The 18971-nt window shown below is 55.4% G+C and carries 19 protein-coding genes; 10 read left to right on the top strand and 9 right to left on the bottom strand.

The features are described 5' to 3' along the window. Position 1 precedes the first annotated feature (1 nt). Together envC and gpmM are read right to left on the bottom strand one after the other, a co-directional pair. Complete coding sequence (gene envC / locus ACS0RQ_RS00650) at positions 2-1267, bottom strand: murein hydrolase activator EnvC (RefSeq protein ID WP_271849227.1); 1266 nt, start codon at positions 1265-1267, stop codon at positions 2-4. Positions 1268-1276: 9 nt separating this feature from the next. Continuing rightward, a complete protein-coding gene (gene gpmM / locus ACS0RQ_RS00655) occupies positions 1277-2821 on the bottom strand; it encodes a 2,3-bisphosphoglycerate-independent phosphoglycerate mutase (RefSeq protein ID WP_039080264.1) in 1545 nt (514 codons plus the stop codon). Between the two features lie 245 nt (positions 2822-3066). On the opposite strand from gpmM, the gene ACS0RQ_RS00660 reads away from it, so the two are divergent. The 5 genes from ACS0RQ_RS00660 (at position 3067) to cysE (ending at position 6479) form a co-directional block, all read left to right on the top strand. Next, entirely contained in the window at positions 3067-3498 is a 432-nt protein-coding gene (locus ACS0RQ_RS00660; protein WP_110296564.1) for a rhodanese-like domain-containing protein, read from the top strand. A gap of 143 nt (positions 3499-3641) precedes the next feature. Next, the gene (gene grxC, locus ACS0RQ_RS00665) at positions 3642-3893 is read left to right on the top strand and encodes a glutaredoxin 3 (RefSeq protein WP_039080134.1); all 252 of its coding nucleotides are present in this window, start codon (positions 3642-3644) and stop codon (positions 3891-3893) included. A gap of 96 nt (positions 3894-3989) precedes the next feature. Next, a complete protein-coding gene (secB, locus tag ACS0RQ_RS00670) occupies positions 3990-4457 on the top strand; it encodes a protein-export chaperone SecB (RefSeq protein WP_039080135.1) in 468 nt (155 codons plus the stop codon). Next, entirely contained in the window at positions 4457-5476 is a 1020-nt protein-coding gene (gpsA, locus tag ACS0RQ_RS00675; protein ID WP_039080136.1) for an NAD(P)H-dependent glycerol-3-phosphate dehydrogenase, read from the top strand. Before secB ends, gpsA begins: the two co-directional genes overlap by 1 nt. 181 nt (positions 5477-5657) lie before the next feature. Then, positions 5658-6479 carry a serine O-acetyltransferase gene (gene cysE / locus ACS0RQ_RS00680; RefSeq protein WP_047372612.1) on the top strand — a complete coding sequence of 274 codons (822 nt, stop codon included), beginning with the start codon at positions 5658-5660 and terminating at the stop codon, positions 6477-6479. Between the two features lie 49 nt (positions 6480-6528). Here cysE and trmL read toward each other — a convergent pair whose 3' ends face one another. From trmL to ACS0RQ_RS00700, 4 genes are all read right to left on the bottom strand, one after another. After that, positions 6529-7002, bottom strand: coding sequence for a tRNA (uridine(34)/cytosine(34)/5-carboxymethylaminomethyluridine(34)-2'-O)-methyltransferase TrmL (gene trmL / locus ACS0RQ_RS00685; RefSeq protein WP_125123722.1), 474 nt, complete (start codon positions 7000-7002; stop codon positions 6529-6531). Positions 7003-7201: 199 nt separating this feature from the next. Beyond that, positions 7202-8389, bottom strand: a complete 1188-nt coding sequence (lldD, locus tag ACS0RQ_RS00690; RefSeq protein WP_271849228.1) for an FMN-dependent L-lactate dehydrogenase LldD — start codon at positions 8387-8389, stop codon at positions 7202-7204. Next, a complete protein-coding gene (gene lldR, locus ACS0RQ_RS00695) occupies positions 8386-9162 on the bottom strand; it encodes a transcriptional regulator LldR (RefSeq protein WP_071195064.1) in 777 nt (258 codons plus the stop codon). Before lldR ends, lldD begins: the two co-directional genes overlap by 4 nt. A gap of 423 nt (positions 9163-9585) precedes the next feature. Continuing rightward, on the bottom strand, positions 9586-9948 hold the full coding sequence (locus ACS0RQ_RS00700; RefSeq protein ID WP_271849229.1) for a YibL family ribosome-associated protein: 363 nt from the start codon (positions 9946-9948) through the stop codon (positions 9586-9588). Positions 9949-10085: 137 nt separating this feature from the next. Between ACS0RQ_RS00700 and ACS0RQ_RS00705 the strand changes: the two genes are divergently transcribed. Continuing rightward, entirely contained in the window at positions 10086-10304 is a 219-nt protein-coding gene (locus tag ACS0RQ_RS00705; RefSeq protein ID WP_039080142.1) for a hypothetical protein, read from the top strand. A 2-nt stretch (positions 10305-10306) separates the two neighbouring features. Here the strand turns inward: ACS0RQ_RS00705 and mtlR are convergent, their stop codons facing one another. From mtlR to ACS0RQ_RS00720, 3 genes are all read right to left on the bottom strand, one after another. Then, positions 10307-10894 carry a mannitol operon repressor MtlR gene (mtlR, locus tag ACS0RQ_RS00710; protein ID WP_103245146.1) on the bottom strand — a complete coding sequence of 196 codons (588 nt, stop codon included), beginning with the start codon at positions 10892-10894 and terminating at the stop codon, positions 10307-10309. Continuing rightward, positions 10894-12042: a mannitol-1-phosphate 5-dehydrogenase gene (mtlD, locus tag ACS0RQ_RS00715; RefSeq protein ID WP_039080144.1), complete on the bottom strand. Its 1149-nt coding sequence runs from the start codon at positions 12040-12042 to the stop codon at positions 10894-10896. Before mtlD ends, mtlR begins: the two co-directional genes overlap by 1 nt. Positions 12043-12227: 185 nt before the next feature. Beyond that, a complete protein-coding gene (locus ACS0RQ_RS00720) occupies positions 12228-14138 on the bottom strand; it encodes a PTS mannitol transporter subunit IICBA (protein ID WP_271849230.1) in 1911 nt (636 codons plus the stop codon). Between the two features lie 538 nt (positions 14139-14676). Between ACS0RQ_RS00720 and ACS0RQ_RS00725 the strand changes: the two genes are divergently transcribed. The 4 genes from ACS0RQ_RS00725 (at position 14677) to ACS0RQ_RS00740 (ending at position 18923) form a co-directional block, all read left to right on the top strand. Further along, a complete protein-coding gene (locus ACS0RQ_RS00725; RefSeq protein WP_039080146.1) occupies positions 14677-15285 on the top strand; it encodes a glutathione S-transferase in 609 nt (202 codons plus the stop codon). 97 nt (positions 15286-15382) lie between these two features. Further along, the gene (gene selA, locus ACS0RQ_RS00730) at positions 15383-16771 is read left to right on the top strand and encodes an L-seryl-tRNA(Sec) selenium transferase (protein WP_271849231.1); all 1389 of its coding nucleotides are present in this window, start codon (positions 15383-15385) and stop codon (positions 16769-16771) included. Continuing rightward, complete coding sequence (selB, locus tag ACS0RQ_RS00735) at positions 16768-18609, top strand: selenocysteine-specific translation elongation factor (RefSeq protein ID WP_271849232.1); 1842 nt, start codon at positions 16768-16770, stop codon at positions 18607-18609. Before selA ends, selB begins: the two co-directional genes overlap by 4 nt. 182 nt (positions 18610-18791) lie before the next feature. Beyond that, positions 18792-18923, top strand: coding sequence for a hypothetical protein (locus tag ACS0RQ_RS00740; protein WP_223878750.1), 132 nt, complete (start codon positions 18792-18794; stop codon positions 18921-18923). Positions 18924-18971 lie beyond the last annotated feature (48 nt).

An 18971-nucleotide genomic window follows, 5' to 3' on the forward strand; every position in this document is an offset into this window, starting at 1 on the left:
CTTATCTTCCCAACCACGGCTGTGGATTGACCGCCTGACCCTGGCGGCGAATTTCGAAATAAAGTGAAGGTCTACCCTGACCGCCACTGCTCCCGACAAGGGCTATCGGCTGACCGGCGCGGACTTGCGCGCCTACGCTCACCAGCGCGCTCTGGTTGTAGCCGTACAAACTCATATCGCCTTTGCCGTGTTCAACCACGACCACCAGGCCATATCCCTGCAGCCAGTCGGCGAGGATCACCCGCCCGTCGGCCACGGCTTTGACTTCGCTACCCTCAGACGCACCGATAACAATCCCTTTCCAACGTAGCTCACCCTGCAGTTGTTCGCCATAACGATGTAGCAACGGACCGCGAACAGGCCAGAAAGCCTGGCCGGATGGCGCGCCCAGCCCACCTGTACGGGACATCAGTGAACGTTCGCCTTCGGTCGGTTTGTAGGTGGTGCCTTTACGGGATGCATCCTGCTGTTTTTCACGCACGGCCTGCGCTTCGCGAGCTTCACGTTCGGCGCGGGCTTTGGCTGCGGCTTCGGCACGGGCCAGACGATCGCGCAAACGGGATTCGTTCGCCCGCAGTTCGCCTAACTGCTGCTGCCCTTCCTGAATAGATGACTCCAACCCGGCGAGCGTTTTCTTACGCTCGTTGCGCGCTTGTTCGAGCTTCGCCTGCTGTGCTTTTTGTTCGTACATCAGCGTTTGCTGCTGACTCTGCTTCTCTTCCAGCTCCGCTTTCTGCGTGGCAACCTCTTCGCGCGTTTGCTTGAGTTGCGCGATGGTCTCCTGCCGGGCCTGGTTGAGATAGCCGAAGTAGGCCTGCAGACGTTGCCCGCGTTGGGTTTCTTCCCCGCTGAGAATCAACTGAACGCCAGTATGTTGACCCTGGCGGAACGCGGCATCCAACTGGGCGGCCAGATTATGCTCTTGCGTCGCCTTCTGTTTTTCCAGTTTGGCGATAGATGCGTTCATGGCATCGATTTGCTTATTGAGCTGGGCGAGGGTGTTCTGCGTTTCGCGCAACTGACGTGTGGCTGCGGAGATGGCGACTTCTTGCTCTTTGAGTTGCGCAAGCAGACCGGAACGCTGCTGTTGCTGCTGGCGTACGTCGCGTTCTTTTGCGGCGATATCCGCCTGAATGGATTTTAACTGGTCGCGGTCATCCGCGTGGGCAGAAAAGGCGCACAACAATGCGCCAGCGCTAAAAGCGCTGGCGCAAAGCAAAGGCCTGACTGCGGCCAATGTGACAGAAAAAATCGCCTTTCCCCTCATGGGGAGCGATTATTCCACGATGAACAGCGGCTTACCAGTCATCTCTTTCGGGATTTCCATGCCCATCAGGGTCAGCATGGTCGGTGCGATATCGGAAAGTTTGCCACCTTCGACCGCTTTCAGCGCTTTATCGCCAACGTAAATCAGCGGGACTGGCAGGTTGGTATGGGCAGTGTGCGCCTGGCCGGTTGCCGGGTCACGCATCTGCTCAGCGTTACCGTGGTCAGCGGTGATCAGCAACTGACCGCCAACGGATTCCACCGCTTTGGTTACCTGCTCAACACAGTGGTCCAGCGCTTCTACTGCCTTGATTGCCGCTTCCATCACACCGGTATGACCGACCATGTCGCCGTTCGGGTAGTTACAGATGATGGTGTCGTACTTACCGCTGGTGATAGCGCCAACCAGTTTTTCTGTCAGCTCTGCGGAGCTCATTTCCGGCTGCAGATCGTAGGTCGCCACTTTCGGAGAGTTAATCAGAATACGATCTTCGCCCGGGAACGGCTCTTCAACGCCGCCGTTGAAGAAGAACGTAACGTGAGCATATTTTTCCGTTTCAGAGATACGCAACTGCGTTTTGTCTTTCTTCGCCATCCATTCGCCGAAGGTGTTCGCCAGGGAGGCTGGCGGGTATGCAACGGCGGTTTTGATGTCTGCGGCATATTCGGTCAGCATGACAAAATCGAGGTTCACTACTTTCTTACGGGCGAAACCGTCGAAATCGCTGTTAACAAATGCACGGGTGATTTCACGCGCGCGGTCTGCACGGAAGTTCATGAAAATCAGCGCGTCGCCGTCTTCCATTGCCGCATCGGGCTGGCCTTCGGCGCGGATCACGGTGGCTTTCACGAATTCGTCGTTTTCGTCACGCGCATAGGCAGCAGCCAGGCCTTCAACCGCGGTCGCGAACTGGAATTCACCTTTTGCCAGCGTCATCAGGTCATAGGCTTGTTCAACGCGGTCCCAGCGGTTGTCGCGGTCCATGGCGTAGTAACGACCAATGATAGATGCCACCCGGCCTTTGCCCAGGGCGGCAAACTTGTCTTCAAAACGTTTCAGTGAGGAGTCGGCGCTACGCGGCGGCGTATCGCGACCATCCAGGAATGCGTGCAGGTAGATTTTTTCCGCACCGCGCTCAGCGGCCAGCTCTACCATGGCCAGGATGTGATCTTCATGGCTGTGAACGCCACCGGCAGACAGCAAACCCATGATATGAACGGCTTTGCCCGCAGCAACGGCTTTATCCACCGCGCCCGCCAGTACCGGGTTGGTGAAGAAGGTACGCTCTTTGATTTCAACATCCAGACGGGTCAAATCCTGATACACGATGCGGCCAGCACCCAGGTTGACGTGACCCACTTCGGAGTTACCCATCTGGCGATCCGGCAGGCCGACTTCCAGACCAGAAGCGTCAATCAGAGTATGTGGACGTTTGGCCCACAATGCGTCCATAACGGGAGTTTTTGCGCTGTAAATTGCGTTATCCTGTTGCTCTTCACGGTAGCCATAGCCATCCAGGATCACCAGTACCATAGGTTTTTTAGAAACCGACATTGCGACAACCTCATGCTCAAAGACGAAAAATTTGCGTAATTTTACTACAGCTGAATCGATAAAATAGCCGCAGAAGATCAAAGAATACCGCCGCAGGAGGTGAGGATTTCACGGCGTTGATGAATTTTTTTCGTAACAGTCCGCAGAAAATGCATTCCATTACGCTCGCTGGCTGTATTTGCTACACCGCACAGGTATACTCCTTTCCTGGTTTTTACTCACTGATTCGGGAGCTGTTACCCCCCATGCAAGAAATTATGCAATTTGTTAGTCGCCACCCCGTACTTTGCCTCGCCTGGATTGTATTACTGGGGGCGGTGCTGTTCATGACGTTCAAAGGCCTCGCATCGAAAGTGAAAGTGATCACTCGTGGTGAAGCGACGCGTCTGATCAACAAAGAAGATGCTGTTATCGTGGACTTGCGCCAGCGCGATGATTTCCGAAAAGGTCACATCGCAGGCTCAGTGAATTTGCTGCCAACCGAAATCAAGGCCAATAATGTAGGTGAGCTTGAGAAACACAAAAGCAAACCGGTTATCGTCGTGGACGGCTCCGGGATGCAGGCTCAGGAACCTGCAAACGCACTGATCAAAGCCGGTTTTGAGCAAGTTTTTGTGCTCAAAGAAGGCATCGCAGGCTGGAGCGGTGAGAATCTTCCGCTGGTACGCGGTAAGTAACTTACCCGTTGTCTTTCATGCCGCAGGCGCGTTGGCTGCAATTATTCAACCTGGTCACTTACTGAGGTAAGCTCCTGGGATTCATAATTTTGTCGCCTTCCTGCAATATGAAATCCATTGGGTGAAACAACTGGAGCAAAGTCATGGCCAATATTGAGATCTACACCAAAGCAACCTGCCCGTTTTGCCATCGCGCAAAAGCGCTGCTGAGCAGCAAAGGCGTTTCTTTTGAAGAACTGCCGATCGATGGCGACGCGGTGAAACGCGAAGAGATGATTAAACGTAGTGGCCGTACGACGGTACCGCAGATTTTTATTGATGCACAGCACATTGGCGGCTGTGATGATTTATATGCGCTGGACGCGCGCGGTGGGCTCGATCCCCTGTTGCGTTAATGCATAGAAGAAGTGATTCACGTTGCGTCAAGGCCGACAAACAGAGGCAGCCTGAAGAATAAAGCGTATTAAGGACAACACTTAAGGGTTTTAGACATGTCTGAACAAAACAACACGGAAATGACTTTCCAGATTCAACGCATCTACACTAAAGATATCTCTTTCGAAGCACCGAATGCTCCGCATGTGTTTCAGAAAGACTGGCAGCCGGAAGTGAAACTGGACCTGGATACTGCATCCACTCAGTTGGCTGAAGGCGTTTATGAAGTGGTACTGCGTGTTACCGTTACCGCTTCCCTGGGTGAAGAAACGGGCTTCCTGTGCGAAGTACAGCAAGGCGGTATCTTCTCCATTGACGGTATCGATGGTAACCAGCTGGCGCATTGCCTCGGTGCGTATTGCCCGAACATCCTGTTCCCTTACGCGCGTGAGTGCATCACCAGCCTGGTTTCCCGCGGTACTTTCCCGCAACTGAACCTTGCGCCGGTGAACTTTGATGCGCTGTTCATGAACTATCTGCAGCAGCAGGCTGGCGAAGGTGCTGAACAACATCAGGATGCCTGATGAACGCACGCAATGCTGAAATGACTGTGATCGGTGCCGGCTCTTACGGCACCGCTCTTGCCATCACACTGGCAAGAAATGGCCACCAGGTTGTTCTTTGGGGCCATGACCCGAAACATATTGCGACCTTACAGCATGACCGTTGTAACGCCGCTTTCCTTCCTGATGTCCCTTTTCCTGATACGCTTGCGCTGGAAAGCGATCTCGCTTGTGCTCTGGCGGCCAGCCGTAACATTCTCGTGGTTGTGCCAAGCCACGTGTTTGGCACTGTTTTACAGCAGATTAAACCGCTAATGCGCAGCGATGCGCGCATTGTCTGGGCCACCAAAGGTCTGGAAGCTGAGACGGGGCGCCTGTTGCAAGACGTCGCGCGTGAAGTGCTGGGCGATGAGATTCCTCTGGCGGTTATCTCCGGGCCGACCTTCGCGAAGGAGCTGGCGGCAGGGTTACCAACGGCGATTTCTCTGGCGTCGACTGACCCGGTGTTTGCCGATGATCTCCAGCAATTGCTGCACTGTGGTAAAAGCTTCCGCGTCTACAGCAATCCGGATTTCATTGGCGTGCAGCTTGGCGGCGCGGTGAAAAACGTCATTGCGATTGGCGCAGGCATGTCGGACGGCATCGGTTTTGGCGCTAACGCCCGAACAGCGCTTATCACCCGTGGTTTGACCGAAATGTCGCGTCTGGGCGCGGCGCTGGGTGCCGATCCGGCCACCTTTATGGGCATGGCGGGTTTAGGGGATTTGGTGCTGACCTGTACCGATAATCAGTCGCGCAACCGTCGTTTCGGTATGGCGCTGGGGCAGGGGATGGACGTGCAAACGGCGCAGGACCAGATTGGTCAGGTCGTCGAGGGCTACCGCAATACCAAAGAAGTTCGCGCTCTGGCGCATCGGTTTGGTGTCGAAATGCCAATAACCGAGGAAATTTATCAGGTATTGTATTGCGGAAAAAATGCGCGCGAGGCAGCATTGACCTTATTAGGTCGTGCGCGCAAGGACGAGCGCAGTAGTATTTAGCACATACGTCATCTTTCATGCTGCCTGGTTGTTGGCTTCGGCTGCGTACCCCCGTCATTTACTTATGTAAGCGCCTGGGGTTTCCAGCCTCGTCGTCGCGACACAGTAAGAATGATTTTGTGTTTATGTCCTCAGCCAGTTAAGCAGTGACTGGCTGAACTTATTACGTCTGGAGTAAGCAATGCCGTGTGAAGAACTGGATATCGTCTGGAATAATATTAAAGCCGAAGCCCGGGCGCTGGCGGACTGTGAGCCAATGCTGGCCAGTTTTTACCACGCAACGTTACTCAAGCATGAAAACCTGGGCAGCGCGCTAAGCTATATGCTGGCAAATAAGCTGGCATCACCCATCATGCCTGCCATCGCCATTCGTGAAGTGGTCGAGGAAGCCTATGCGGCTGACCCGGAGATGATCGCCTCAGCGGCCTGCGACATTCAGGCGGTGCGTACCCGCGATCCGGCGGTGGATAAATACTCTACGCCGCTTTTGTATCTGAAAGGTTTTCACGCGCTACAGGCGTACCGCATCGGCCACTGGCTGTGGAACCAGGGACGCCGCGCGTTGGCCATTTTCCTGCAAAATCAGGTCTCCGTATCGTTCCAGGTTGATATCCACCCGGCGGCTAAAATCGGGCGTGGCATTATGCTCGACCATGCTACAGGCATTGTGGTGGGTGAAACCGCGGTGATTGAAGATGACGTGTCGATTCTGCAGTCGGTGACGCTGGGCGGGACAGGCAAAACCAGCGGCGACCGTCACCCGAAAATCCGTGAAGGGGTGATGATTGGCGCCGGGGCGAAAATCCTCGGCAATATCGAAGTAGGCCGCGGTGCGAAAATCGGCGCAGGTTCCGTGGTGTTGCAACCTGTACCGCCGCACACCACCGCCGCAGGCGTTCCGGCGCGCATTGTCGGCAAGCCGGAATCAGACAAACCCGCGATGGATATGGATCAGCATTTTAATGGGATTAACCACGGGTTTGAGTACGGCGACGGGATTTGATTGAGTGCCCGGAGGCGATGCCACGCGCCGCCTCCGGAAGAACGCTGACTCAGCTTCGCAATACCGCGCCAGCATATCCTAACTGGCGCCAGGCTTCATACACCACTACCGACACTGCGTTAGACAAGTTCATGCTGCGGCTGTCCGGCATCATCGGAATACGGATTTTTTGTTCTGAAGGTAGCGCGTCCAGAATCGACATCGGTAATCCGCGCGTTTCCGGGCCAAACATCAGATAATCGCCGTCCTGATAACTCACCGCGCTGTGTGCTGGTGTTCCTTTGGTGGTGAGAGCAAACAGACGTTCCGGCTTTTCGGCCTCAACAAACGCGGCATAATCATGGTGACGCTTCACGGCGGCAAACTCATGGTAATCCAGCCCGGCACGGCGCAGGCGCTTATCATCCCAGGTAAACCCCATGGGCTCGATAATGTGCAGGCGAAAGCCGGTGTTAGCGCATAAGCGGATGATGTTCCCGGTATTCGGTGGGATTTCTGGCTCGAATAAAACGATATTTAACATGCTGCCCCCTTGATAGCGGGGGGAGCATAGCAGAATTTTGCCCTCACCCTAACCCTCTCCCTGTGGGAGAGGGAACTTTCCCTCTGCCCGGTGTGAGACTGGGTGCTTTTTTCTCCCTCTCCCCGGTGTAAGACTGGATGCTTTTTTCTCCCTCTCGCTGTGGAAGAGGGCCGGGGTGAGGGCATCAGGCAGCTCTTATTTAAGCCGCATCCCCTTGCGACAACGGTGCCAGCGCCGCCGGGATCTTATTCAGCTCCTGCACCAGCGAGTCTTTGCTGATTTCGCTGATGGACTTCGCGCCGGTCAGGGTCATCGCCACCCGCATCTCTTTTTCGATCAGATTCAGCAGGTTTGTCACCCCGGCGCGGCCATGTGTCGCCAGCGCGTAAAGATAAGCGCGGCCCAGCAGCACCGTGTCTGCGCCCAGCGCAAGCATCCGCACCACGTCCAGCCCGTTGCGAATACCGCTGTCCGCCAGAATTGCGATATCGCCTTTCACCGCATCGGCAATGGCGGGCAATGCTCGCGCGGAAGAGAGCACGCCATCAAGCTGACGCCCGCCGTGGTTCGACACCACAATCCCGTCTGCGCCAAAGCGCACCGCGTCCCGCGCATCTTCGGGATCGAGGATCCCTTTGATCACCATCGGGCCATCCCAAAACTCGCGGATCCATTCAAGGTCTTCCCAGGATATAGAGGGATCGAAATTGTTGGCCAGCCAGCCGATATAATCTTCAAGCCCGGTGGGTTTACCCAGGTAGGTCGAGATATTGCCTAAATCGTGCGGTCTGCCATGCAGACCCACATCCCACGCCCATTGTGGATGCGTCACTGCCTGCCAGTAGCGGCGCAATGCGGCGTTTTGTCCACTCATGCCGGAATGGGCATCGCGGTATCGCGCCCCGGGTGTGGGCATATCGACAGTAAAGACCAGCGTGGAACACCCCGCCGCTTTGGCGCGCTCCAGGGCGTTGCGCATAAATCCACGGTCGCGCAGAACATACAACTGAAACCACATCGGGCGTTTAATGGTCGGCGCTACCTCTTCAATCGGACAAACAGATACGGTCGATAAAGTAAAAGGTATACCTTTCGCATCCGCCGCGCCTGCCGCCTGGACTTCCCCCCGCCGCGCGTACATGCCGCATAATCCCACCGGGGCGAGCGCAACCGGCATAGACAGTTTCTCGCCAAAGAGGGTGGTCTCCGTGCTCAGCGCTGACATGTTTTTCAGCACCCGCTGGCGTAGAGCAACCTGACCCAAATCCTCTACGTTCCGACGCAGCGTGTATTCTGCATAGGCACCACCGTCAATGTAGTGGAACAGGAAGGGGGGCAGTATGCGTTGGGCGGCAGCGCGGTAGTCGCTGGCGGCGGAAATGATCATGCTGGGTCTCCAAAAGAATGCGAATGCCGTTCATTGGGCAGGCGAGTGATGCGCGCGCTGCGCGCCTGGTCTTCATCAAACTGACGAATCGTGGTGTGAACAAAACCAAGGTGCGCCATCATCGCTTCGCGGGCGCCATCGGCATCTCCGGCAAAAATGGCGTCCATAATTTCACGGTGCTGCACGGTGAGCTGCGTAAAGACCGGGGGAACCTGGTACATGCGCTGGCGGCTCTGTTTCACCGAGCTTTGCAACAGGTCGAAAAAGCCACGCATGGTTTGCAGCAGTACGATATTGTGCGACGCCTCGGCAATTGCCAGGTGAAAGCGGACGTCCGCTTGGGACGCAAGATCCGGGTCCTCGGCCAGGGTGGCCTCAAAGCACAGACGAATCTTTTCTTTTTCGATGGGTGTGGCGCGTAAGGCCGCATGCCAGGCGGTGCTGCCTTCAATAGCATGGCGCGCTTCGAGGATATCGAAGCTGTAATCTGGGTCATCTTCAAGCAGCGTTTTTAACGGCTGCACAATGTTCTGTTCCGACCATGCCTCATGCTGCCAGCGCACGAAAGTGCCGCCGCCGTGGCGACTCAGCAAAACGCCTTCGCTGATGAGTTTTGCGATGGCTTCGCGCAGAGAGTTGCGCGACACGCCAAGTTGCAGGGCGAGCTGGCGCTCAGAGGGCAAACGCATGCCCGCCTCAAGCCCTTTTTCACGAATAAGCGTTCTGATTCGCCGGGCAACATCCTCAGAAAGCCGTTCAGCAATCGCGGTCATGGTCTGCTCCGTGTCAGTCAAATTCGGGGGGAAAGTGGTACTGCCAGTTAGCGGCAGCACAATGCCATTAGCACAAGGTTAATTGGCTGGTTTGTAATGGCAATGTTAATTTTATGTGATTTTGCGGGGTGTGAAGCGACGCGCATAAATGCGTGAAGTGGTAGGGCCACTTGAAATCCATTCCATCAGGCTCTCTTGCTTGCCCGTTTGAACATGGGTAGTGCTCAAACAAAACGCAGAGCGTTTTGAACGCCCTCAGGCGGTCCCGTAGGGATAAGCGAAGCGCAGAATCCTCACGTGCTCCGTGTACGCTCCGGTTTTTCCGCGCAGTCCAGGCTTAAACTTCCTGCGCCGATTACGCCTGGTGGGATGGATTTTTACGCAGAAAAAGGGCTCCCCTTCGGTGAAGAAGGGGAAGCGGGATCAGAAATCGGTTTTCGAGAAGCCTGTCATCTCTTTGAGGCCCATTTCGCGGCCCAGCGCGGTCATCGGGTGCACAACAATAATACCCCGCACGCTTTTTTTCAGCTTGCCCAGATCGGCCTGCTCTTTTTTGGTGATGGCGCGCTTGAACGGCATGCTTACCAGCTTTTGTGCTTCTTTACTGAGTTTCTGGCTGTACTGACCACGCAGACGTTCAATTTCAGCTTCGATAGTCTCTTTTTCTTTCTCCAGCTCCGCGTATTTTTCGGCGGATTCCACCAGCGATAAACCGGCCTGCTGGTGACGGATAGCGTCCAGACGGTCGCTCAGGCGTTTAATTTCGTTCTTTTCAACTTCTTTCATAGGAATGTGTTTCTGCTGATTAAAATATAAGGATACCGCATTGCGGCGAACAACCCCAGAAAAGCACGGAAACACTAAAAGTATCCCGCATGCAGGTCCATCTTTGTTTTACGGTTGGGCAAAAAGGAGAGGAGAAAATGGCTAAATTAGGTGACTACACCCCACAAATCATCGATAAAGCGATCGATTTTATGGCTTCAAGCCAGGCGTTCCGTGAGTACCTGGCGCATCAGCATAAGAAAGACCGTGTTCCTGATGATATTCCCACAGATAAGGTCGATATGTACCGTGAACGGCTGGAATATTATCGCCAGCTTTATCGGCCTGCATGTGTTCATGAAGAAGAGACAGAATAAGCTTATTTCTGGAATGCTTTTTTCAGGCTGATTCGGGAAATCAACTCCGTCAGGGAAAGCACCATGGTTGAACGAACGACCTGCTGGTAACGCTGTTTTTGCATAGCAAACAGGTCGGGGTCGCTGGTATCAAAGGGCGGTGTTGCAGGCAGCGCCGCCACGCAGTGCAGTTCGCCAAACGGTCCCAGGATTTCATCATCGGTGAAAGCGTATTCTGTGCCGTCGTGATTCAGTTCTTCACGTAACGCCATCAACAATTCCGCATCTTCATACTCATGCCGACTGATTACGCCAAGCCCATAAATCAGTTTTAAGCGCACGGACAAATTGCCCAGCGGTCCATCTCCGTCAAGCAACGGCTCTACAGCATATTTCACTGCATAGTCGTCTTTGCGGAAGACCTGAAGCACCAGGATATTCACCGCCTCGGTCAATAACTCGACGGCGGCAATCAGAAAGCTTCGTACGGTTTTGCCAGCATTCAGACGCTCGAGCACACGGTTTTCGAAAGCCTGTGTTAGTTCCATTATTGCCTGCATATCTGACAATCTTGTTAACAGGCGCGGGATGTCCCGCGCCAAACTCGGCATCATGCCTTTGCGTTGTATGCGTTAACAGCTTCGGCTACCACGTCGCTTGCTGCGTCCAGACCGGAGATCTGCACCAGCGCGGCCTGTGGGCCTTTTTCTTCAATTAAGGTCGCTAATTCCTGCGCCTGCGGATCCTGTTCACTGCGGTAATGCATGGCAGCGGCGATACCTTTTACCAGGTTCGCGTGTGGTAAACCATATTCCAGCGTGCCGAGCAGCGGCTTGATCAGACGATCGCCTGCGCTCAGTTTACGCAGCGGCTGACGGCCTACGCGCTCAACATCATCTTTCAGGTATGGGTTCTCAAAACGACCAAGGATTTTTTCGATATACGCGGCGTGTTTGGCAGCATCGAAGCCGTAGCGCTTGATCAGAACCGCGCCACTCTCTTCCATTGCGCCTTTCACCACTGCACGGATGCTGTCATCCAGAATGGCGTCACGAATGGTCTGATGACCGGTCTGTTGTCCAAGGTACGCGGTTATAGCATGCCCGGTGTTCAACGTGAAGAGCTTGCGCTCAACAAACGCCATCAGATTGTCGGTTAATTCCATGCCTGGAATGTTTGGCAGGTCGCCAACAAATTGGGTTTTATCAACAATCCACTCGCTAAAGGTTTCTACGGTCACTTCCAGTGGATCGTTAGTTGCAGATTCAGAAGGCGGAACAATGCGGTCTACTGCGGAATCAACGAAGCCGACATGGGCTTCAACCCACGCTTTATCTTCTGCTGCCAGCGCATTGAACACATGGCCTTTTAACTGAGAGGTACCGCGCACCATGTTCTCACAGGCAATGATATTCAGCGGCGCTTCTACGCCCTGCGCTTTACGTTTTGCCAGGCCTTTGGCGATGGCCGGGGCGATACGCTCCAGAACCACCGGACCAACGGCGGTTGTCACCAGATCAACAGAGGCAATCAGATCAACCACATCGTCGCCGATGCTGCTTACCGCATTGACGCCGGAAACGGTGTCTACCTGCTCTTTTTCACCAACAACGTGAACCTGATAGCTATGACGGGCATTAAGGGCGTCGAGAACCACCTGATTAACATCGGCGAATGTCAGCGTAATCCCCGCGTCAGCCAGCAGTTTGCCGATGAAGCCACGTCCGATATTACCTGCGCCAAAATGTAATGCTTTCATAGAATTAACCTTAATCAATGTTTTTACCCGAGAGGGCTGGGGTGAGGAACCACGTGAAATTATCCTCACCCTAACCCTCTCCCTGAGGGAGAGGGGAGGTGTCCCACGGATGCCCTTCGCTTATCCGGGAGACGCGTCTACGTTTTTGGTAGCCGGATAAGGCGGAGCCGCATCCGGGACCAGGGTTACGCTTTCAGCAGCGCCAGCACTTCTTCAACGCTGTTGGTATTTGCCAGACGCTCGATAACGGTTTCATCATCCAGTGCGTTGGTCAGGCTGGTAATCACCTGAATGTGCTCGTTATTGCGCGCAGCGATACCGATAACCAGACGGGCGATGTCATCCTCTTCTTCACCGAAGCGCACGCCTTGCGGGTACTGGCAGAATACTACGCCGGTTTTCAGCACGCGATCTTTCGCTTCAACGGTGCCGTGCGGTACCGCGATGGACTCACCCAGGTAAGTCGGGGTCAGTTTTTCGCGTTCCAGCATCGCTTCAACATATTCCGGCTGAACATAACCGCCTTTCACCAGTTGCTCGCCGGCAAAACGGATAGCTTCTTCTTTGTTACTGGCTGTACGACCCAGGAACACATTTTCTGCGCCCAGCTTGAACAGGTTGCTGTCGCCAGCGTCAAAGCTATCCTGCAAGCTGGTCTGAACCTTTACGCTGTTGTCCACGTGGCGCTGTGCGGCAACCAGGCGTTCAGTCAGGTTGGTGTACAGGCCGCTGTCCAGGAAGTTGGTCAGTGAAATGTGCTGTGCCTGAGGAGCCTGACGCATAGCGCGCTCGGTCAGGTCACGGTGCGTAATCACCAGGTCAACGTCAGACGGCAGGCTGTTGATAGCGCTGTTGGTCACAGAGATGTTGGTCAGACCGGCATCCTGAACTTTCTTACGCAGCACACCGGCGCCCATTGCGCTGGAACCCATACCGGCATCACACGCAACGATGATTTTACGAACGTGGCTCAGGTCGTTGGTCACGTCGCCAGCGGTCAGCGGGGTAGCGCCTTTAGACTGTGCTTTCATGTCCTGTACACGACGGGTAGCCGCTTCGATATCGTCGTCTTCTTCTTTCACTTTGCTGGTTTTCAGCAGAATCGCGGAGATAACGAAGGAGACGATCAGCGCAGCAAAGATAGCCACGAGGTTCGCGAAGTAAGTGCCTTTCGGCGTCATTGCCAGTACGGCCAGGATGGAACCCGGAGAAGCCGGAGAAACCAGGCCGCCGTTCAGCACGCTCAGCGTGAACACGCCAGTCATACCGCCGAGGATTACCGCCAGCAGCAGACGTGGGTTCATCAGCACGTACGGGAAGTAAATTTCGTGGATACCGCCCAGGAAGTGGATGATAGCCGCGCCGCCAGCAGACTGACGAGCACTACCACGACCAAAGAACATGTACGCCAGCAGAACGCCCATCCCCGGACCCGGGTTTGCTTCGATCAGGAAGAAGATAGACTTGCCGAGGTCATGAGACTGCTGAATACCCAGCGGCGAGAAGATACCGTGGTTGATGGCGTTGTTGAGGAACAGGATTTTCGCCGGTTCAACAAAGATAGACGCCAGCGGCAGCATGTCGTGCGCCACCATGAAGTTAACGCCAGCAGCCAGGCCTTTGGACAGAACTTCAACCGCAGGGCCGATGCCTTTAAACGCCAGCAGTGCCAGGATCATACCGATGATGCCAGCGGAGAAGTTATTTACCAGCATTTCGAAACCGGATTTGATCTTACCGTCTACAGCAGCGTCAAATTTCTTGATGCACAGGCCGCCCAGAGGACCGGCAACCATTGCACCAAGGAACATCGGCATATCAGCACCGACGATAACACCCATGGTGGTGATTGCACCTACCACACCACCACGATCGCCGCCCACCAGACGACCACCGGTAAAACCGATCAGCAGCGGCAGCAGGAAAGTAATCATTGGGCCGACGAGTTTCGCCAGCGTTTCGTTTGGTAACCATCCTGTAGGAATAAACAATGCGGTAATAATACCCCACGCGATAAACGCGCCGATATTGGGCATTACCATGTTGCTGAGGAAGCGACCAAAGCTTTGCACTCTGATCTTGATATCGGATGACATAAAACACCCCTTCTTATGTTTGCTATCTCACAGGCCGGAAGCCCGAGGTTTTGTTGTTAACGTGGCGGCAGAGGTAGCCGGACCCATGATCTGTGCTGCGAAATCTCGCACCGAATCGATGAACTGTCCAGATGGTGCTAATTTGTGTGATGGAGATCACGTTAATGCAGGGGGTATACCATCCAATGAAGTGATATTCGTCACAAAAATTATGTGTAAAAAAAGAACAAAGGCTAAAATTTCACCGCTATGCGCCTGTTAATGTGATGTTAATCACAATTGTTAGCGGTGAGTTTGTTGTTTGTTTGTGATCTAAATCACAAGATATTTTTGCCAGGAGTTTTCCGAGTGTGATCGGTCGCAAACTGTGGTTTTTCCTGGCCTGAGCCACTGTAATTCCCTTTCACTTTTTGCGCGGCTTCGAAGGCAAGGCGTAACGCACTATAGTCAGAGCAGTTTTCACATTTATGAAATGGTCAGCGCGCGCTTTGGTCGGGTAGTACATACTTACTGTTTTGTTGGCGAAGAGGAGAAGGCAATGAAACTTATCGGCAGCTATACCAGCCCTTTTGTACGAAAAATATCGGTCATCCTGCTCGAGAAGGGCATCACCTTCGAATTTGTGAATGAACAGCCCTATAACGCCATTAACGGCGTGGCGCATTACAACCCGTTGGGAAAAGTACCGGCCCTGGTAACCGATGACGGTGAAGTGTGGTACGACTCGCCGATCATTGCCGAATATATCGATCTGTTGGGTATCGCTCCGGCCATGCTGCCTGCCGATCCCAAAGCCGCGCTGAAAATTCGTCAGATTGAAGCGCTGGCGGACGGTATTATGGATGCGGCGCTGGTTTCCGTGCGTGAGCAAGCGCGTCCGGTGGCCCAGCAATCGGAAACGGAGCTCTTACGCCAGCGCGAAAAAATCAATCGCGGCCTCGACACCCTGGAGAGCTATATCAACGAAGGGGCATTACGCGTTGATGAGATGAACCTCGCCACTATCGCCATTGCCTGCGCCATTAGCTATCTCAATTTCCGCCGTGTCTCCCCTGGCTGGTGTGTGGATCGTCCGCAATTGGTTAAAATGGTGGAAAATCTCTTTCAGCGTGAAAGCTTTGCGCGCACAGAACCGCCAAAGGATTGACGCCCGTTATGTCAGGCTGAACCAAGTCGCTGTACAATCCCCCTCATGTCGAACCCCTCTCCCAACGGGAGGGGGCAACCCTCAGCCAGGCCATTTCATGACAACGGAAAATCACTCGCTTTACAGCCAGATCCCCTCAACCGATCGCCTGTTACGTGATGAGGCGTTCACTCTGTTACTGACCGAATTTGGGCATAACCGTGTGGCGCAGACGCTGCGCCAGTTGCAGGACGAAGCCCGTGATGACGTCCGCCAGCGCCAGGTTCTGCCCGTCTGGTGTAATGACTGGGCACAGGCAACGTACCAGCGCTTGTTGGATGAAAATGTCAGCGCGCTGCGCCCGGTTATCAACCTGACGGGCACCGTGTTACACACCAATCTTGGGCGCGCGTTACAGGCGCAAGCGGCGATCGACGCCGTCGCGCAGGTGATGCGTTCACCCGTAACGCTGGAGTATTCGCTGGATGACGCCGGGCGCGGGCACCGCGACCAGGCGCTCGCCGATATCCTCTGCCGCCTGACGGGCGCGGAGGATGCCTGCATCGTCAATAACAATGCAGCGGCGGCTCTTCTGATGCTGGCGGCAACGGCCAGTGGTAAAGAGGTGGTGGTCTCTCGTGGCGAGCTGGTGGAGATCGGCGGCGCGTTTCGTATTCCGGATGTCATGCGCCAGGCGGGCTGCTTTCTGCATGAAGTCGGCACCACCAATCGCACCCATGCGAAAGATTATCGTGAGGCGGTCAACAACAATACCGCGTTGCTGATGAAGGTTCATACCAGCAACTATCACATTGAAGGCTTTACCAAAACGGTAGACGAAGCGGAGCTGGTGACGCTCGGTGATGAGTTAAATGTGCCGGTGATTGCGGATTTGGGCAGCGGCTCGCTGGTGGATTTAAGTCTCTATGGTTTGCCAAAAGAGCCGATGCCGCAGGAACTGATTGCCGCAGGCGTGAGTCTGGTGAGTTTTTCCGGCGATAAACTGCTTGGCGGCCCGCAGGCGGGCATCATTGTGGGGAAAAAAGCGCTGATCGCGCAGTTGCAGCGCCACCCGCTCAAGCGTGCGCTACGGGCAGATAAAATGACGCTGGCAGCACTGGAAGCGACGCTGCGTCTGTATCTGCACCCGGAAAAGCTGCGGGACAATTTACCCACCCTGCGTTTGCTGACGCGAAAACCAGACGAGATTCGCCAGCAAGCGTTGCGCCTTGCCGGGGTGCTGGCCGACCATTACGATGCGTTTGACCTGCGTGTGGAAGCGTGTTTATCGCAAATCGGCAGCGGTTCCTTGCCGGTGGACAGGCTGCCCAGCGCCGCACTGACGTTTACCCCGCGTGACGGCAGCGGGCGTCGCCTGGAAGCGCTCGCTGCATCCTGGCGTAACCTGCCAGAGCCGGTGCTGGGGCGGATCTCTGATGGCCGCTTATGGCTGGATTTACGCTGTCTTGAGAATGAACCCCGATTTCTGGAGATGTTGTTGAAATGATTATTGCCACCGCCGGGCACGTCGACCACGGCAAAACGACATTACTACAGGCCATAACCGGCGTGAATGCTGACCGTTTGCCGGAAGAGAAAGCGCGCGGTATGACCATCGATCTTGGCTATGCCTACTGGCCGCAGCCGGATGGCAGCGTGCCAGGCTTTATTGATGTGCCGGGCCACGAGAAGTTTCTGTCCAATATGCTCGCAGGTGTGGGCGGTATCGACCATGCGCTGCTTGTGGTGGCCTGCGACGATGGCGTGATGGCGCAAACCCGCGAGCATCTGGCTATTTTGCAACTCACCGGTAACCCGGCGCTGACTGTTGCGCTGACCAAAGCCGATCGCGTGGATGAGGCGCGTATTGATGCCGTCCGCCACGAGGTACTGGCGACGTTAAACGACTTTGGCTGGAAAGAGGCGGCGCTGTTTGTGACGGCGGCAACCGAAGCGCGTGGCATTGACGAACTGCGCGCGCACCTGCTGCAACTGCCTGCGCGTGCGCATCCGCAGCATCAACGTTTTCGCCTGGCGCTCGACCGGGCGTTTACGGTGAAAGGGGCGGGGCTGGTGGTGACCGGAACCGCGCTGTCGGGTGAAGTGCGCGTGGGCGATACGCTGTGGCTCACCGGGGTGAATAAGCCGATGCGCGTGCGCGGATTGCATGCCCAAAATCAGCCGACCGAGCGGGCGTATGCCGGGCAACGCATCGCCCTGAATATCGCCGGTGATGCGGAAAAAGAGGCCCTGACCCGTGGGGACTGGCTGCTTTCCGTCACGCCGCCCGAACCTTCGGAGCGTGTCATTGTGGCGCTGCAAACCCATACGCCGTTGACCCAGTGGCAACCGCTGCATATTCACCATGCTGCGAGTCATATCACCGGGCGCGTATCATTGCTGGATAACAACCTGGCGGAGCTGGTGCTTGATACGCCGTTATGGCTGGCCGATAACGACAGGCTGGTGCTGCGGGACATTTCCGCGCGTGAAACGCTGGCAGGCGCGCGCGTGGTGACGTTGCACCCACCGCGTCGCGGCAAGCGTAAACAGGAGTATCAGCAGTGGCTTGGCGCACTGGCGGCAACAGAAAGCGATGCGCAGGCGCTGGCCGTGCATCTGCAACGCGGGGCGGTGAACCTTCCGGCCTTTGCCTGGGCGCGGCAGTTGAACGATACCGGGCTTGAGGCATTGGTGAGCGAGCCTGGGTTTATTCGTGCGGGAGACAACCTGCTCAGTGCGCCCGTGGCCGCAGGCTGGCAGCGTAAATTGCTCGCCACACTTGCCCAATATCACGATCAGCATGCGGATGAACCCGGTCCTGGACGCGAACGTTTACGGCGTATGGCGCTGCCGATGGAAGATGAAGCGCTGGTGCTGACGCTGATTGAGCAGATGCGCGACAGCGGCGAGATCCACAGCCACCACGGCTGGCTGCATCTGCCGGATCATAAAGCGGGCTTTACCGACGAGCAGGCCGCCATCTGGCAGCGTGCCGAGCCGTTGTTCGGCGACGAACCCTGGTGGGTGCGTGATTTAGCGCGTGAGACGGGCGCGGATGAGCAGGTGATGCGCAGCGTGTTGCGCCAGGCGGCACAACAAGGGCTGATAACGGCGATCGTCAAAGATCGTTATTACCGCAACGATCGGATTGTCGCTTTCGCCAGTATGATCCGCGACCGCGATCCGATTCACGGTTCGACCAGCGCAGCGGATTTCCGCGACACCCTTAACGTCGGGCGTAAGCTGGCGATTCAGATCCTGGAATACTTCGACCGCATCGGTTTTACCCGCCGTCGCGGCAATGACCACGTGCTGCGCGATAAAGCGCTGTTTACGAAATAGCCTGAACCCCCGATGGCGCTGCGCTTACCGGGGCTACGGGGTGTAGCCCGGATAAGGCGTTTGCGCCGCCATCCGGGGTTATGACCGGGTGGGGAACAGGCTGAATGCTAAAGAGTATTCGCCATTCCTCCGGTCCACGATCCCGATTGTCTATACTCGATAAAACAACACGGGAGGAAAATATGGCCACACATCACCAGTCCGATGACCAACACACCAAAGATGTTAAAGACGCGCCAAACAAACAGGGGGAAATCCCTCGTAAGCGCGATGACAGCAAGGACGACCAGAAAGACCCTTTTAAAGCGAGCTAAAGGCAAACATATGTAGCCGCAATGACCGGACACACAGAGTCTGCTAGC

It is taken from the genome of Phytobacter diazotrophicus, from assembly GCF_052061655.1.
Lineage (GTDB): Bacteria > Pseudomonadota > Gammaproteobacteria > Enterobacterales > Enterobacteriaceae > Phytobacter > Phytobacter diazotrophicus.

What these genes read in the sequence shown, in the direction of transcription:
- envC (WP_271849227.1), bottom strand. Translation starts at nt 1,267, where the DNA reads ATGAGGGGAAAGGCGATTTTTTCTGTCACATTGGCCGCAGTCAGGCCT.
- gpmM (WP_039080264.1), bottom strand. Translation starts at nt 2,821, where the DNA reads ATGTCGGTTTCTAAAAAACCTATGGTACTGGTGATCCTGGATGGCTAT.
- ACS0RQ_RS00660 (WP_110296564.1), top strand. Translation starts at nt 3,067, where the DNA reads ATGCAAGAAATTATGCAATTTGTTAGTCGCCACCCCGTACTTTGCCTC.
- grxC (WP_039080134.1), top strand. Translation starts at nt 3,642, where the DNA reads ATGGCCAATATTGAGATCTACACCAAAGCAACCTGCCCGTTTTGCCAT.
- secB (WP_039080135.1), top strand. Translation starts at nt 3,990, where the DNA reads ATGTCTGAACAAAACAACACGGAAATGACTTTCCAGATTCAACGCATC.
- gpsA (WP_039080136.1), top strand. Translation starts at nt 4,457, where the DNA reads ATGAACGCACGCAATGCTGAAATGACTGTGATCGGTGCCGGCTCTTAC.
- cysE (WP_047372612.1), top strand. Translation starts at nt 5,658, where the DNA reads ATGCCGTGTGAAGAACTGGATATCGTCTGGAATAATATTAAAGCCGAA.
- trmL (WP_125123722.1), bottom strand. Translation starts at nt 7,002, where the DNA reads ATGTTAAATATCGTTTTATTCGAGCCAGAAATCCCACCGAATACCGGG.
- lldD (WP_271849228.1), bottom strand. Translation starts at nt 8,389, where the DNA reads ATGATCATTTCCGCCGCCAGCGACTACCGCGCTGCCGCCCAACGCATA.
- lldR (WP_071195064.1), bottom strand. Translation starts at nt 9,162, where the DNA reads ATGACCGCGATTGCTGAACGGCTTTCTGAGGATGTTGCCCGGCGAATC.
- ACS0RQ_RS00700 (WP_271849229.1), bottom strand. Translation starts at nt 9,948, where the DNA reads ATGAAAGAAGTTGAAAAGAACGAAATTAAACGCCTGAGCGACCGTCTG.
- ACS0RQ_RS00705 (WP_039080142.1), top strand. Translation starts at nt 10,086, where the DNA reads ATGGCTAAATTAGGTGACTACACCCCACAAATCATCGATAAAGCGATC.
- mtlR (WP_103245146.1), bottom strand. Translation starts at nt 10,894, where the DNA reads ATGCCGAGTTTGGCGCGGGACATCCCGCGCCTGTTAACAAGATTGTCA.
- mtlD (WP_039080144.1), bottom strand. Translation starts at nt 12,042, where the DNA reads ATGAAAGCATTACATTTTGGCGCAGGTAATATCGGACGTGGCTTCATC.
- ACS0RQ_RS00720 (WP_271849230.1), bottom strand. Translation starts at nt 14,138, where the DNA reads ATGTCATCCGATATCAAGATCAGAGTGCAAAGCTTTGGTCGCTTCCTC.
- ACS0RQ_RS00725 (WP_039080146.1), top strand. Translation starts at nt 14,677, where the DNA reads ATGAAACTTATCGGCAGCTATACCAGCCCTTTTGTACGAAAAATATCG.
- selA (WP_271849231.1), top strand. Translation starts at nt 15,383, where the DNA reads ATGACAACGGAAAATCACTCGCTTTACAGCCAGATCCCCTCAACCGAT.
- selB (WP_271849232.1), top strand. Translation starts at nt 16,768, where the DNA reads ATGATTATTGCCACCGCCGGGCACGTCGACCACGGCAAAACGACATTA.
- ACS0RQ_RS00740 (WP_223878750.1), top strand. Translation starts at nt 18,792, where the DNA reads ATGGCCACACATCACCAGTCCGATGACCAACACACCAAAGATGTTAAA.